Source organism: Pedobacter folensis, from assembly GCF_056490665.1.
Window position 1 is genome coordinate 588,025 of the sequence record NZ_JBWJIF010000004.1, and the last position, 16,826, is coordinate 604,850.

At 41.0% G+C, this 16,826-nt stretch carries 9 protein-coding genes; 2 read left to right on the forward strand and 7 right to left on the reverse strand.

What is annotated here, in order from left to right:
- Positions 1–91: 91 nt before the first annotated feature.
- Complete coding sequence (locus tag AC04QZ_RS22155; protein ID WP_478359512.1) at positions 92–3,472, reverse strand: SusC/RagA family TonB-linked outer membrane protein; 3,381 nt, start codon at positions 3,470–3,472, stop codon at positions 92–94.
- A gap of 257 nt (positions 3,473–3,729) precedes the next feature.
- Here AC04QZ_RS22155 and AC04QZ_RS22160 point away from each other — a divergent pair, with 257 nt between their 5' ends.
- The gene (locus AC04QZ_RS22160) at positions 3,730–5,034 is read left to right on the forward strand and encodes a hypothetical protein (protein WP_478359513.1); all 1,305 of its coding nucleotides are present in this window, start codon (positions 3,730–3,732) and stop codon (positions 5,032–5,034) included.
- Positions 5,035–5,163: 129 nt separating this feature from the next.
- Here the strand turns inward: AC04QZ_RS22160 and AC04QZ_RS22165 are convergent, their stop codons facing one another.
- The gene (locus tag AC04QZ_RS22165; protein WP_478359514.1) at positions 5,164–7,362 is read right to left on the reverse strand and encodes a beta-N-acetylhexosaminidase; all 2,199 of its coding nucleotides are present in this window, start codon (positions 7,360–7,362) and stop codon (positions 5,164–5,166) included.
- Between the two features lie 208 nt (positions 7,363–7,570).
- Between AC04QZ_RS22165 and AC04QZ_RS22170 the strand changes: the two genes are divergently transcribed.
- On the forward strand, positions 7,571–8,401 hold the full coding sequence (locus tag AC04QZ_RS22170; RefSeq protein WP_478359515.1) for an SDR family NAD(P)-dependent oxidoreductase: 831 nt from the start codon (positions 7,571–7,573) through the stop codon (positions 8,399–8,401).
- A 159-nt stretch (positions 8,402–8,560) separates the two neighbouring features.
- Here the strand turns inward: AC04QZ_RS22170 and AC04QZ_RS22175 are convergent, their stop codons facing one another.
- The 5 genes from AC04QZ_RS22175 to AC04QZ_RS22195 form a co-directional block, all read right to left on the reverse strand.
- On the reverse strand, positions 8,561–10,288 hold the full coding sequence (locus tag AC04QZ_RS22175) for an alkaline phosphatase family protein (protein WP_478359516.1): 1,728 nt from the start codon (positions 10,286–10,288) through the stop codon (positions 8,561–8,563).
- Between the two features lie 613 nt (positions 10,289–10,901).
- On the reverse strand, positions 10,902–12,863 hold the full coding sequence (locus AC04QZ_RS22180) for an OmpA family protein (RefSeq protein WP_478359517.1): 1,962 nt from the start codon (positions 12,861–12,863) through the stop codon (positions 10,902–10,904).
- 87 nt (positions 12,864–12,950) lie between these two features.
- Positions 12,951–13,916: a PorP/SprF family type IX secretion system membrane protein gene (locus tag AC04QZ_RS22185; RefSeq protein WP_478359518.1), complete on the reverse strand. Its 966-nt coding sequence runs from the start codon at positions 13,914–13,916 to the stop codon at positions 12,951–12,953.
- An 88-nt stretch (positions 13,917–14,004) separates the two neighbouring features.
- Positions 14,005–15,297 (reverse strand): gliding motility-associated C-terminal domain-containing protein, encoded by a 1,293-nt coding sequence (locus tag AC04QZ_RS22190; RefSeq protein ID WP_478359519.1) that lies wholly within the window; start codon positions 15,295–15,297, stop codon positions 14,005–14,007.
- 11 nt (positions 15,298–15,308) lie between these two features.
- Positions 15,309–16,817, reverse strand: coding sequence for a hypothetical protein (locus tag AC04QZ_RS22195; RefSeq protein ID WP_478359520.1), 1,509 nt, complete (start codon positions 16,815–16,817; stop codon positions 15,309–15,311).
- Between the last annotated feature and the right edge of the window lie 9 nt (positions 16,818–16,826).

Below are 16,826 nucleotides of genomic sequence, written 5' to 3' on the forward strand. Positions count from 1 at the left end.
TTTTTATCGGCCATGAAGCTAGCATGAGCATCATTACTGCGCTTTTTAAGCCGTATGCCCATGCCGGTTTCATTTTTTTATAACAACCGGTTTAAAATTTAACATTTAAGCCCAAAGTGAAGGTTTTCATAATCGGGAAAGAATCGTAGTTGTTCTGCTCAGGATCCTGAAATTCTTTCATAGCCGAGATGGTTAACAGATTGGTTCCGTTGAAGAAAATCTGCGTACCAGCTAAGCCAGCTTTATTCATCCATTTTTGTGGTAAATCATAAGCTACATTAATGTTTCTTAAGCGTAAGTAAGCACCATTAACCATCCAAAAGCTAGAGGCGCCTGTACCAGATTCCTGCCAGTTCTGACCGACCGGCCTAGGGTATTTAGCATTAGGATTTTCAGCAGTCCAAACGTCGCCAGCCCATATTGGATAATAGGTACGGAAGTTACCGCCATGCTGGCGCATACCACCACCTTCCTGGTTACTGATCATCCTGTCATAAGCACCTACACCCTGCATCAATGCATCAACAGTAATGCCTTTCCAGTTGACCCTAAAGCCAAAACCAAAGTTTATTCTTGGTATTGCATTGTTACTCAATACCTGAAGGTCATTATCATCAATTTTATTATTTGCCCCGGGTTTAAATGCATCGCCTCTTACATCTTCATAAAGAATAGCACCTAAATATGGTTTTCTGCCATATTGCAAAAATCCTTTAGCATTTAAGGCATCTAACTGTTCCTGTGTACGGATCAGATCAATTGCTTTTAAACCAATAATTCTATTGGCAGGCTGGCCGATGGCGGAGCGCCATTCGTTAACACCGCCTGGTAAATAATCAGCACTTTGATCCAATACGTCCCAACGGTCTTTGGCATAACCCAAATTACCGAACAATGAATAATTTACCTGGCCAATTTTATCTTGCCACTCCAGGTTAAAATCTACCCCTCTGAAGCTTCTGGCGGCATAATTTTCTGGCGCTATCGTTGCTCCATAAGATGCCGGCACGATAATATCCCGCGGTCCGAGGATATCTTTCATGTTATTCAAAAAGGCATCAACAGAACCGGTTAGTTTATTTTTTAACAATCCAAAATCTAAACCGATGTTGTAGTTATAAATAGTTGCCCAGGTTTGGTTAGGCGTAGGTGTGCTACCTGGTGCAACACCACGGAAAAGCGTATTGCCAAAAATATATGAGTTCCCGTTTCCGTAGGTTTGTTCAAATCCGAAAGCGCCAATAGTATTGTTACTTGTATTTACCAGATTCCCCGTTGTACCATATGAGGCACGCAGTTTTAAATCACTCAACCATTTAGCGTTATCCTTAATAAAGCCTTCTTGTGACATTCTCCATCCTGCAGAAACAGATGGGAAGAAACCCCATCTTTTGGTCTCAGCAACTAAGGGAGTTCCATCATATCTGAATGAAAAATCAACAAGGTATTTTTCGTCAAAATTATAACCCAATTTACCAACCCATGCAATATTCGAAATCCATGAATTAAATGCATTTCCTCCGTTAACACCAATGGCTTCTGTAGCATTACCCGTTCTGTTACCCGCTGATGCAGAGTAGGCAAACATCTGATCTATACTGGCTGTAGGCGCAAAACCTGTCGTGGTGATATAGGTCGTTTTAAACTCCGACTGTTCGAATATCGCTTGTGCCGTTACTTTATGTTTATCAAAAGTTCTATCGTAGTTTAAAAAACCGTTAACCTGATACCTCCAGGCATTATTCATCTCATAACCTAAGCTTGGCTGGGCTTGCCCGAAAGTGTAGGTATTTGTTTTTGCAGGATCTGGTGCTGCAGGAATGAATCGGTTACCCGATGGATCTTTAGGAGAATAAACATAATTTTTCTGATAAGTGATAAACGTTTTACGCATGTAATCCACCGCTTCATAATTTCCTGCGATTTTAGCAGAAAGACCTTTGGTAATGGCATCTAACTTAACGTTAAAGGTTAAAATAGGATTAAATTGCCTGTTCTTTGTATCAACATACCGATCGCCATTAACCTGATCGATTACGCTCCAGGCCTGAAAACTGCCCAATGGGGTTTGTACCGGGAAAGCAGTAACCTGATTAGCCGGAGTGCCATCAGCCTCAGTATAAAAAGGATATAATTTAGTCCAGTTGAAGGTTACACGATAAAAATCGCCCACGTTAAAATCATCAGCAGAATCGCCCTGCCAAAAAAAACGGTGGTTATTTTGCTGAGATGCCGATAAATTTAAATTCATAGAAATGGCATTGCTCAATTGTGCAGTAATGTCCGATCGCAGGTTGAATTTGCCAAAATCTACATTTTTGTAAGTACCCTGCTCATCGGTATAACCAGCCATGGCATAATAGGTAATTCTTTCGCTACCGCCATTCACACTAAGGAGGTACTTTTGTGAATTTGGATTGCGCCAAACCCAATCGTTTACATTGTAAACCTTATCATTAAAATAATCGAATTCTCTCTGATTATTGGGTTGCACATAAGGCGTGGTTCTGGCACCTTGCTCCCATTCAAATCTCGTTACCCGGTTTTGGTAGGTCAACTCATCAGCGGCGGTGGTAATATCGCCCAAGGGCGTTTTAGTAGTGGTGGCTAAGGTATTTGATGCCTGAAAGTTAAACAGTGCTTTTTGTACCTTACCTGTTTTGGTTGTTACAACGATTACCCCATTACCCGCCTGTGCACCGTAAACAGACGCCGAAGCCGCATCTTTTAAAACGCTCATCTGGTCAACCTCATTTGGATCCAGCGCATCGAAAGAGGCTTTATTTTTAATCACACCATTAATCACATACAAAGGTTCTCTAAAACTTCCCCTTACACGTATGGTTGAGGTAGCACCAGCAAGCCCAGAGCTATTGGTAACAGTAATACCAGGTGCCCTGCCCGCTAAGGCATTAGATAAGTTAGAAACCGGAATAGAACCAATTTTGTCCATTTTAATAGAGGAGACAGAACCTGTAATATTTCCCTTTTTCTGCGTGCCATAACCCACCACCACAACCTCTTCAAGGTTAGATTGAGGTATCATTTTGATCGTCATACCTGATGACGCTTTTACTTCAAGCGGCTTGTATCCTACATAAGAAACAATAATAACGGCACCATCTTCAATGTTTTTGAGCTGAAATACACCATTGGCATCAGCCTGGGTAACAATTTTTGTTCCTTTAACACTTACTGTTGCTGCAGGAATGGGCTGTCCGTTTTCATCAATTATTTTTCCGCTAACATCAAGATACCTGCTACCTGGAAATGAGTATTTAGTTGATAAATGACTATTTCCGAAGTTTGCATCACTATCCGAAACTTCCAATAGTACGTTTTTTGCATTGGATTGAAATGCAAGCATTGCGAAAGAAAGTGCCAAAATCAACTTTCGATGTTGAGATCGCTTTTTAATCGATAACCACTCCACACCATTGCGTGGAGCATTCTGTTGTTTAATTAAAGACATAGTTTTGTTGGTTGTATTGGTTGCTTTGTTTTTAAACGATTTCAGGGATGATGATTTAAAATTTTGTAGTTGTTTTAGTGCTAATAATGAATACAAATTCCCACTTGTATTTAATTCGATTATGTTATGTTTGCGACGTGATCGCAAGGGTTTAGTAAAACTATTGGAAATATAATTTTGTAGTTAATGATTAAGGCTACAAAGTTTTTGAATTGTTTTGTATGTACAACTATTTGATTTATAGCTGATTATTTTTTATGAAATCGAATTCTGGAAATAAGGAAACTCACGCTTTTTTCGAATTGCTGGATTATTGCGTGGCCGAGATCATAAAAAAAATGGGGGGCTTGCCTGTTGCCGAATGGCGTTCGACAGATTATACAGCCCTGAGTAGCCGTTTAGGAAAACAGACAAAGGTTTATTTAAGCGAAAATACACTCCGGCGGATACTGGGCAAATTGAAAACCTCAGAACGCTACTATCCACAGAAGGCAACAAGGGATGCTTTGGCACAATTTATAGGTTACCGCGACTGGCAGGAGCTTGAGCTGGTTTATAAAACCACGAAAGAAAATAGCCAGGCGACAGCGGAGAATCTGGCAGACCAGAAATCGCTATCTATAAGCGCCGTCAAAAGAGCGCGCAAATCTTACCGCTTTGCAGCAATTCTAAGTATCCTGTTGGTTTTTGGTTGTGCAGCTGCGATAATCTTTTTTAAACATGGGGAGCAGATGCATGTAAAACTGGTGTGTACCAATCCCTTCGGAGCAGTACCTCACTCAGCAACTTTCAGGCTGGAAGCAATGAAAGGTTATAATCAGGACGAGAAATTTCAGCTTGATTTTTTGGAAGAAGCGATGCGGTCCGAAATCAGCGGAAAGAAAGAAGTAACCAAGTTTTTTAAAAATCCGGGCGTGGTTTATGCCACCTTGCTTCACAATAGCAAGGCCATCGATACCGTTAGCGTCTTTATGCAGACCAAAGGATGGGTGGCCAATTCGGGGAACGATACTTCACGCGCTTTTCCGGTAATCGGGCTTAAAACACTCCATCCGGCAAATATTTATGTCTCTCCCCAACAACTCGATTCGGCAGGTCTGGATACCGCAAAACCTTTTATGGTTGGCTTCAGTTATGTTAAACCTTCACACATCAGTGGCGATAATTTTTCTTTTAATTGTAAGATTTTCTCCGAAAAAGACAGGCCAGGTACACAATGCGTAGGAACCGCTATCCTCATCCTGGGCTCGAAAGATAAACATGTGATCAATCTGTTCAGGCCAAGTTGTTCGGCCTTTTGCGATTATAAGTTTTCAGAACTGCGTGTGCTGGGTTCAGATAAAAACCTCAGTAATCTTGCCTTTAATCCCGAACATGGTGGGGATGTAACCATCAGGGTAGCAAATAAAGTGGTTTCCATTTACCTTGATGGAAAAAAAGTGCTCACTACGCAATATAAACAATCCATAGGCGAAGTAATGGGGATTAAATTTGTATTTAATGGAATAGGCAAGGTGGTTTCGCCCCAACTGCAGGATTTAAAAACTAAAGAAATTTTTTAAGGTATTGGCGTTGATCAACGGCCACATCTCAGGTCAATAGCAGATGATTAGGCCCAAGGTCATAAACAGAATGACCTTATATAGTCCGCATTCAAAAAAATGCGGACTATATGCAAAACAGGATATTAATTAGTTTTCTTTCCGGATAAAAATTGCGCCGTTAGTGTCATTACTGGTATCGCCCCTTACATAGGCTTTAATGGTAAATGCGGCACCGGTTTCATAGTCGTTAATTTCGAATTTATAACTGTTTTCTTTTTGTTCTGTGGTGTTCTGTTGCACGCCTCCATTAAGCTTCGTGCCATTTTTATAAATTTCGATGGATTGTATTTCAAGCTTGCTCCTGCCTCCTGTAGATTGAAAACTTAATACATATTTCCCATTTGAATTGATTTTACCTGTGGCATTGATTTCCATTAGCGCAAAATCTTTTGCCTTAATATTTGATGGATTCCATTCTGATAATAAGGTGCCATATTTTTTGTAACGTTCATACTTTTCCGGAAAATAAAGGGGAAGGGAATATTGCTGACGGTTGAGCACAGTGATGGCTAAGAAATTATTAAGTCTATCTACTTTAACCGGCTGCGTGTAAACAGGAGAGTAAGCATTCGGGAAAGAGCCATCTGTGGTATAGCGTATTTCAGCATGGTCGACAATATTTTTTAAGGTGATGGTTTCGGTACTGTCTGTTTTAGTTTTACTCATTAGCTTCGGTTGAGGCAAGCGAAAACCATAGCCCGCATTTTGATAACGGCTGTAATGTGAAGCCATCCGGTTTTCAAAATCTGTCCAGCTTTGCCGGGCGAGAGGTGTCCAGCAAACTTCTGCCAGCGCGCTCAGTCTTGGCAGGGCCAGGTAATCAAAATATTTTTCTGACCGGTTTTCATTTAGCGGAGCAAATTCTGGCAACTTGTTTCCATGGATAAACTGATCTGCCCATAATGTTCCTGAAGCACCCAGGATTTGCCCCCTATATTTTTCATCTAAACCTTTCACCATCGGGTTTAAGGAATACACCCGTTCTAAAGAAACTGGTCCTACCCAGGTTGCAGTTTGCACTTCACCCGGAATGTTTGCTTCGGACATATCAAAATAACAATAAGAAGTAAGGGACTGAACGATGCTGTGCCCGGCCTCAACTGCTTTGAGTATTTTTTTCGGATCGTTCCAGATCATCCCCACCATCGGCTCTTTTATGCCTTCTTCTATGGCTTCATCCCAGCCCACAATGGTTTTACCATATTTTTTCAGTATCGTTTGTACACGGTTATTAAAATAGGTTTGCAGTTCGGCCTCTGATTTTAGTCCCAATTCTTTCTTCTTCCGCTGGCAATCTGCACATTCTTTCCATCTACTGTAATTGGCTTCATCTCCGCCAATATGGAGATATTTGGATGGGAAAAGTGAAACGGTTTCTTTAAAAACATCCTCTAAAAAACTAAAGGTACTTTCTTTGCCCACGCAATAAATTTCTCTGCTGATTGAATGCTGGGTAGGCATTACGAATTGCTGCCCTGTACAACCCAGGTAAGGATAAGCAACAATTGCGGCGAGGGTATGTGCAGGTAGCTCTATTTCGGGCACCACCTCTACATTTCGCTTTGCCGCATAGGCTACTATTTCTTTGATATCATCCTGTGTATAATAACCTCCGGTTGTTTCTGCACCAACACCACGCCAGCCACCAATTGAGGTTAATTTCGGGTATTTTTTAATTTCTAATCTCCATCCGGCATCATCAATAAGGTGAAAGTGTAAAACGTTCATTTTATACATGGCCATCATATCAATAAATTTCAGCACATATTCCTTACTGAAAAAATAGCGCGAAACATCGAGCATCATGCCACGCCACGGGTATTCCGGGCTATCGTTAATCACCGCACCATTGATATTCCAAACTATATTTTTTTGACGCTCTTTATTATATATTTCGGCGGGCAACAGCTGTAGCAAACTTTGAATGCCATAGAATACGCCTGCGCTGTTAGCCCCGGTAATTTTAATTTGTTTGTTATCGACCAATAAATGATAGGCTTCCTTATTGGTGTCTCCTTTAGCCGTAGCTAATATAATTCCGTTAAGTGGTACAGTTTTAAATTCCTGTAACGCAAAATCATAACCCGTAGCCGGGCTTAAAGCCGATGCCAGGAGCAGTGCCTGGTCCTTAAGTCCTTTTTGATAATAAATTTTTGTCTGGGCATTCAGCTTAAAAACTTTTCCGTTTGCTTTGAAATCTCTGGGTTGGGGTATAATATTAGTTTGCGCCAATACTTGGCTCCGGAATGCCAACATCAGCATCAGTACCGTAAAAATATTTTTCATGATTGGTTATATCAGGTTTTGATACAGCAATTTGTAGAAATATCATTGGTTTTTAAAGTTTATTACTGCACAAACGTTTGTTTAGAACCAAAGCGCTTTATGATGAGTGATTTGGATTTAATATTGGCGCAAATGCCCCTTTATTTGTCATAACGGTACAGCATCTAAAGTAATTTTTACGCCTAAATTTAAACATCGTAAAAACTGGATGATGTTATTACAAGGTAAAATCGCGATTATTTATGGAGCTGGCGGATCTCTTGGCGCTGCGGTAGCCAGTGCGCTCGCCTCTGCCGGTGCTCAGGTATTTCTTACAGGCCATCATATACACAGCGTGGAAAAAACAGCAAATAAGATTGCATCTGCCGGAGGAAAGGTTTCATTCCATGAGGTAAATGCGAGGAATGAGAAATCTGTAAATGACCATATACAAACAGTGATGCAGGCCGCTGGATCGGTTGATATCTCTTTCAATGCAATCGGCTGGCAGGATACACAAGACATCCCTTTAGTTGATATGGCGCTTGATGATTTTATCCGTCCGATAAATATTGCCATGGAAAGCCAATTCATCACTGCAACCGCTGCGGGAAGGGTGATGAAACAAAATAAATCCGGGGTGATCCTTTCGCTCACTGCCACACCCGGAGGTATTGGTTATGCCAACGTGGGCGGATTTGGCCCTGCCTGTAATGCGGTAGAGGCATTCTCCAGAAACCTGGCTTCAGAGCTGGGGCCATATGGAATTCGTGTGATAAACATCCGTTCGGCCGGATCTCCGGATTCAAGGGTTTTTAAGGAAGCAATAGATGCCGGTGGCGATGAAGTGAAAGCATTCATTAAGAAAATGGAAAACGACACCATGTTAAAACAGTTACCGCTCATGGAGGATATAGCCAATACAGCCGTATTTCTTGCGTCGGCTATGGCTGGTAAAATAACAGGGGTTACCATCGATGTAACAGCAGGTACCACAAGCGCACTGAATTATAAAGTAACAAACATCGCATTTCTGAAAAAAGATGCCAGTAAACCATAGGCGCAACAGCAATTTTCCTTTCAGGTTAAATACCCACCGGCGAAAACAAATAAAGCCTGAAATCTCTCAATTTCAGGCTTTACTCAATCCCGGGTATTTTATGAATTTATAAACCGTTATACGAGATCGTGTTCACTTATTCATGTATCGGTATAACTGTTAAAAATTTACCAAACTCGCAGCATCGTATCGTGCTGGAATGGGTATATTTAAAAACTTAAGGACGGTTGGGGCAACGCCATAAATAAACGGCGGATTTCCACTTACATAATTGCCAGCGCTAGCACTCGACCATGAAGGTGCACTTGTGCCACTTCCGATTAAATTAACATTACCTCCAATAATACCTGTATAAACTGAGCCTGATCCGTCATTTCCTTTTGCGTAATATTTTAAACTCGCATAATCAGGATGGTTGGCTGAAGTAAGGTTACTATTCTGATACTGTTTAGCAATTGTAGCAGGGCTTAATGCGGTATTGAAAATCCGCAGGTGTGAGATGTTACCGTTAAAGAGGTTTGGCCCATAAAGCCCCCTGCCGTCCTGACCGATATTAAGGTTTAAAGCAGGATCCTGTATCGACCCTGTAACTGCAGAAATATCTCCGTTTAGCTTCATCAATCCAGCTTCATATACCATTGCCCTGTTGGTTGTACGGTTAATTACCAGGGTAATGTAATGCCAGTTCTGATCAGTAAGGTCTATACCAGGATCAAAATCTTTACGGGCAGTGCCATTGCTGATGTTAAACCTTAATTTCCCCATCTGATCGTGCATTTCAAAACCAACATTAATACCGGATACCCAATTTTTATTGCTGATTACAGGTGGATAATTTGTACTTAATGTATTATTTTTTCGCACGCGGTATTCGATAGTGAAATTGCCGGTTGCAAAATCTACATTAGATATGGCGGGCAGTTTTCCATAAGCCCCATTGCCAAAACCCACAACATTTTCGCTATGCGAACCGCTTACACCAGGGAGCGTATTTACCACCGCAGGCGCTATCGCGCTGTTGTTTAAAATGATAAAAGGATTTCTTTCTAAATAACTTGCGCCACCATGCCCGGTTCCGGTACCACCATGATCGGTTACCATAACAATAAGCCAATCCTCGCTGCTATAGGTTGCCCTGTTTTTTAATGCGGTAAGAATATTTCCGACATGAACATCTGCTGCTGCAATTGCATTGGTATAGTTAACATTGCTGGTCGAAAAGCCGCTTCCGTGGCCATTGTGGTCGATGTTGTCAAAGTGGCAAAAAAGTACATCAGGATTGTTGTTCGAGAGTTCATTAATTACGGCTGTGGCCACTTTACTATCTCTTAATACATAATCACTATCGCCATAAGCTGTGCGAAAAGCAACATCGCTAGCATTCACGATATAGGTTGTAATCGGGTTCCATGCTACAATTGCACCTGTTCTTAGGTTGGGTAGTGCTGTTTTTATTTCCCTGAAGAACGATGGGTTATTGGCGATATCGTTTCCTGTAAAAGAGTTGTCAGTTGCTTTGTGTTTCGAAATGGAGGTGCCGGTTAATATCCCGCTCCATCCGCCTGCACTCCAGGTTGGTGGTTCTGCCTGGGCATTTGTACTTACCCACGATGAATCAATAAGTGCTTTTATATGCGGGGCATTTTGTTGAGTAAGTGCAGTCCACAATGTGCCATCTAAGCCAATAATAAGGACTTTTTTGGTTTTTACTACTGCTTCTGTTTTTCCGGCACCAAGTGTTTTAAAACTTTCGAGCTTGCTACAGCCAAACAGGATGGAGGAAATTAAGCAAGCGGCAACTAATTTCATCATTGCGCTTTTGTTCGACTTTAGGAAACTGCCGGTTTGCGGCGCCCATAGCAGAAGTCGTAAGGTGTTGTTTTTCATGGTTTGTTTTTTAGGACGTTTAAATTGGTTAGATTATTATTGTTTTTCGGGATTGATTTCCGGTTATTCCATGAAAATCATTTCTATAAGAATAAAGGTTTTCTGGTGTTTGACTTTGGTATGCAATTGTTAAGTCTGTTTTTTCGATATCAATATTTTAGCAGATAATTTATTCCAATCAAAGCAAAACATTGTAAACAATGTTTATTAATACTATACAAACATAAAAATATTTATCAATAATGAACCATTAGGTTTAAGAAAGATGGATGGTCAATAAGAACTTGCTGATTTTCGGCTAAAGAAATGTGTACTAAAGACTTAGGAGCAACTGCTAAGCTTCAGACTAGTGATTTTGTTTTATTGACCATTACTGCTTTAAAGGTAATATTACCTTACCTGCGCTTTAATTGAATTTTTGAATCATATGAGCTCCGCGAGTTTGCCGAAATATGGAGCCATGGTAAAAAAGCTACCCTCCACCTAACTTCGTAACCACAGCGGTTTCCCGGAAGGCAAATGGGCAGCTTTTCATGAGCATAAAATTTGGTGAACACCCATGATGACGATCTTCATCCACAGGTATTCACCATCACCTGCAAATGTGCTCAGGCTATTGTTTTACTATTTTAAATTCTGTCCTCCTGTTTAACTGATGCGCGGCAGCGGTACATTGTACCCCATTGATACATTTATTTAACAACCTGGTTTCTCCGTAGCCAACAGCTGTAATTCTGTTTTTACTTATTCCCCTATCTATAATATATTGTACTGCAGCATCTGCCCTTCTTTGTGATAATGCCAGGTTATAGGCATCATTTCCACGACTATCGGTATGTGAGCCTAATTCAATCCAAATCGTTGGATTGTCAGTCATAATTTTAACCAGCTTATCTAATTCAATCGCCGCGTCTGCACGGATATTCGATTTATCGAAGTCGTAATAAATATTTTCCAGTTTAATCGCTTTATTGATTTCAATCGCCTCCAGGTATAAGTCTTTTTTAATCTCTGTTGATGCAGTAAGGCCAATAGTGGTTAACGAAGCTCCATCACTTCTATAATTGGTCTTCTCCCCTTTTAGTCCATAATCAGACGCTTTTTCAAGATTAAACCTGAATCTGCCGTTATCATCCGTTTCAACTTTTAATGTAGAACCACCTGTTTTGTTTAGTGTAACAATGGCATTGTTTAGCGGTTGCCCTGTTGTTTTATTATAAACCGTTCCAGTCAATTTAAAGGCTAGCATTAATTGTTGGGTAAAGCTGTAAATATCATCGTCACCTAAACCATCAATACGGTTAGAAGAGAAAAATCCTGTTGTTGCAGTATTTAAATTGAATGTAAAATCATCCTGGGGTGAATTCACCGGGTAACCCATGTTCTGAGGTTCTGCTATCTTTCCGCCAGTTAGTTTGGCACTAAAAATATCCAGACCACCCATGCCTACCCGTCCATCACTACTGAAATAAAAATTATTACCATCAAGAAATGGGCTTCTTTCGTTGCCCTCCGTATTAATCTCTGTTAAATTAACTGGCAGTCCCCAATCCCCCTCAGCTGTTTTCTGGCAAACATACAGATCCGTTCCACCTTTGCCACCTGGCCTGTTTGAACTAAAATATAAGCTTTGTTCATCTGTACTGATAAAAGGATCGCCTACAGAATATTGATTTACATTATTGTATTTAAAAGCTACAGGCGTACTCCATTTTCCTGAAGCATCTTTTTTACTGCTATAAATCTCGACGTTAACCGTAGCCTGCTTTCCTTTTAGGATTTTAACTTTTGTGTAATCTAATTGCTTTGGAATCTTCGTAAGCGTGAAATACATTTCACCTCCGTTTTGAGTAAAGCTTGCAGGACCAACATGGTAATCTGTCCCTGCCTCGATTGGAAATAATGTAATATCATCTGCACCGGTTTTGGTGTAAAGCTTAAGGTAAGGATTCCCTGTCCAACCATATATGGTTTTATTGGGTGCTTTCGAACCATCGAATTTTAAAAATGGCTTATTCCCGCTTTGTTCGTCTTTACCTTTTAAGCCCCTGTCTGAGGAGAATACGATCATTCCTTTTTGCATCACTGCACCCCAATCTGATTGTGGGCTGTTTAATGATTTTTCATTATTGATGACAACGGATTTCGGTTCTTTCATCCAGTACATCGCCGAATCGCAGGAACGCAACCACATACTTTTTAATGAAGGGTTGAGATTTTTATTTAAATCTGCATACTTATTATACTGAATTTTGGCTTCGCTGTATTTTGAATTACTTTGCAGTGCTTTTGCATAGGCCAAAGTATTTTCTGCCGGGCTTTTTTCCATCCCTGCAGCGATTGCGTACCAGCTTTCAGTTTGCTTATAATTACGCTGGTAGTGATAACAGGCCGCTAACCGTTCAGCAGCATGTAGTGTTGCTTTTTTCTTATAAGCCTGCTCGTAAAGATCAATTGCTTTATCGTAATTATATTGCTCAAATGCTTGATCAGCTTCATTTAATACATACTGTGCTGTTGCTGAAAAAGAGCATAACGTACTGAACAGGATCAGTGATAATTTTTTATACCTCATTGGTCAATTTAAATTTGAAATTTTGGAATCATACAAACCTGATTCCGATCATCGCTAATCTCATCCTTCAAAGAATAAGCTTAACACCTAAAAATATCTTGGCGTAACCATTCTCAGGCTTTTCCTATTAAAGAAATAACCGATCGAAATCTCATGGGTACCGCCACTGTAACCCTGCAAAGGCCCTATAGAGAAATCGTAAGCATAACCAATCCGTAAATTGCTGCCTGCAAAAAACTGTGCTGCCACAACCCCTGAATTTAAGTTGCTCAAATCTTTCTGGAGATAACGCTTATCGTACAGCTTTATGCCCGTGCGGTAAGAAGCACCCAGCCATACTTTATCTGCAATGATAAAGAACGCACTAACGTCTAAACTCGTTGGACCTCCACGGTCATCCTTCAATAAAAACGAAGGCTTCAACTGCAGGTCTTCATTAATCGGCAACAACATCCCTGCGGTTAAATAATAGTGTGGTTTGGGTTGTGCAATAAAAGCATAGCGGTCGATATCGATGTACTGCGAAACCAGGTTATCTGCCGAGAAACCTGCGTAAAAGCGGTTGTTAGAAAAGTAAACCCCGGCACGTGCATCGGGTACAATTGTACTCTGAATACCAACTGGCTGGTTCACTTCAAAATCGTTTGGGTTTAACATTGATCCATCAATCCCTGGTTGCACCGCTCCAACACCCACGCCAAAGGCTAGCCTCGAAGAGCCATCCGAATTCATCGGGATCCGGTAAGCGTAGTTTGCATAGGCCGACAGGTTGCGCTGTGCTCCAATCCTATCGCTTGAAATCTGTAAGGCCAAACCAACATTGCCATTGTTTGCAATCGCATCTACCGCGATAGACATGGTGGTGGGCGAACCTTCAATACCCGTCCACTGGTTACGGTAAAACGCGTGAAGATTCAACTGTTCTTTATAACCTGCATACGCCGGGTTAATGTAAATCCCGTTAAACATGTACTGACTAAACTGGGCATCCTGCTGGGCTTTAGCCAGCAGTACGCTTATCGTTAATATCGTAAGTATGAATATCTTTTTCATTTATTATCTTAATTGTGGGCTTGCCCGATTGGGAGTTGGTTAAAAATGTGTTCTGCTTGTTTAACCATTCAGCATCCAATCCTTAATCCTATTTCTTAAATGCCCTGATTAAAGTGATGTAGCCTTTAAACACCTGCCACTCTGCCCCTGCTAATTCCTTTACCCGAAGCACATAAAAATAAGTACCTTCATTCAAGCCCTCGCCTGTCCAGTTGTTCTGGTAGCCTGTGGCTTTATAAACCTCGTTGCCCCATCGGTTAACAATAACCAAATCATTCTCCGCAAATAGTTCCAATCCACGAATCTCGAAGGTATCGTTCGTGCCATCGCCGTTTGGAGTATATAAATTAGGGATAAACAAGGTAGCGCCCGACACATTAAGTTTGGTAAAGTAACCGCCATTTGCTGCCATATCGGTGGCAATGGCTACATTGTTGCGTGTATGTACGCCAACATTAGGGTTAGTTCCTTTTAAGATATCCCATTTATCACCGCTTATGTAACGGGCAATTGCTGCATTGGCATCTTTAAACAAACTTCCGTTGGTGTTGCTGTTGTGCTGTAAAACCATGTTTGCAGTTAGCGATGGGGAACCATAAATGTGCCACACGCGGTCCATACCCAATGCCGGGTTTCTAATCGCCTTGTTTGCGCCTGCATAATCCTGAACGCTTACAAACAATTTGCCTGCACCGCCCGGGCTTAAAGTAGCAGGCGTATAATCCCCTTCTGCAATACCCACCGGAAAGACAAAACCATCGCTGCCTGCATAATCTTTGATCATGTGACCGGTAATGCTGTTGCCCGTAACCACCATCCTGGATTTGCTGTAATTCTCAATTTTACCTGAACTGTTAAAAGCCAGGTTATGTCCGTTCAGGATAATATCTGCACGGTCTGCCGCTAAATCTAAAGTACCGCCAATGTTCAGCTCTGCCGATAAGGCACCTGAAGGGTTGGCCGTTTTGTAACCCGGATCGGAAACATCGGCAAGCAGGATATTCTCCTCATTGTGGTGCTCTATAATCAGGTTGATGAAATTACCGTTGTTCCCATCAATCTTTGTCGGACCGGAAGCCATACCAGGATAAAATGGATTTGCCCCAGGATTATAAATCACAATTTTTCCCAATCCCTTAAAAACTGCGCCCGGGGCAATCCATATTTTTTTACTCCATATTTCAAGTGTTCCGTCAATTGTCCAGTTTGCCTCTGGTCCGAAATAGCTCTCCTCAGAGAAGCGTTGCTCTGTGGTACCGGCGGCGACATTAATCGTTGAATTATCAACAGTCATACTGCCTGTCCCGGTTTGGGCCATGGCACCAAAACCTGAGAGCATCAATAAGGTTGATAGTAATATTTTTATAGAATGGCTTGACATTTGAACGATAATTAATTTTGATTGCTTTGTGAGGGCAGCATAGGATTTGTTATTACCTGGCACTTTCTCACACTAAAATAAATTGTTGCTACCTCTGACCGGAAACTTTCATCTCCGTAAGGCTGATTGGAACCATTGTTTTTACCTTTTATTTTATAGGCTATAGATGCTGTACCAACAAAACCTGCTTTGGGTGTAAAAGTTACCTTTCCGGTAGCAGGAGCATATATGAATGTACCTTGTGCATTAGTTACAGAAAAAGGATTCGTTTCCGGCGTTTCATCTGCTTTAAGAAATTGAAACGCATTAAAATCTATATTAGCTGATGAACTGGTAGGTGGGCCGGTTACTGGCCCTGTGTAGGCAACATCATTGGCATAAGGATCAACAATAACCGGAGTATTTTTACAGGTTGCCGCATTATCATCAGCAGCTTCTGCCGCATAAGGCAAGGAAACATTTAGTTTCCATATTTTATGAATATCGGTTAAGCCTCCTGTTGTTGCGGCAAAACCCATTCTAAAATTTGCAGGAACCCGACTATCTATCGTATTTAAAGTATTCACTCCCTGAATATCTGAAGTATTATAATCGGTTGACTGAGGATTTGCATTTTCAGTATAATTCATATTGGCATCCGCCCTGTACCAGTAATTATCAATTACCGTAGTCACTGTGTTTTGATGCTGTATTTTGACTGTTACATTAAAACCGCCACCAGCATTTGGTATCAATTCAATAAAGGCTTTTCTATAATTCGGATCGTTTGGATCTGTAGTATAAGCGCCAGACCTTAAATTAAAATTATCAGCTATCCCACCTAAATAACTATAACCACCGGCTGGTGTAAGTACTGCTCCTCCTCTGGTTACAGAAGTAGGAGAAAGCGTACCCTGAGTTCTTAATACCGGATACCCGGTTCGCCCAAGTTCTCTACCATTATTATCTATAAATTTTCCTCTTGCACCTCTTAAAGTGACGTGACTCATTGCATTTGACCAGGTTACTCCGGAAATACCGTTAAGACGGGCATCACCCTGAAAGGGGGCGTTTTTAAAGTTTCCATAAGAATCAAAGGCAATACCTAAATAGGCTCCGCTAAGCCCGTCTTTTCGCTCTCCGCTATATAAATCTCTCGCTCTTAAATATGCATAACCCATACCACGACCTTTAGCCCCGATTACTGGCGTAATAGATGCATCATATAAAAAAAGTAACAGTCCATCAGCGCCTGTACCTCCATATATAGCATATTCAAAAGAAATTTTAATTCCTACTGAGGTATTAAATTGTTTGTCATTAATAAAAACTGCACCAAATTGAGCAGTTTGAGCAGGCGTTAATTGTAAGCCTGTAGTGGTAAAGGTAGCGGCATTTGTTCCGGCGCCTGTAGGTTTAGTTACCTCAGGGGGTTGGGTAGTTGACAAAAATGATTGATTGTATGGAAAATCGCCAAATAATTGCGCATTTACCGGCTTAACATGAGCTACTGTTAAAAATAAGGCTAAGCTAATCGCCATTTTTAATTT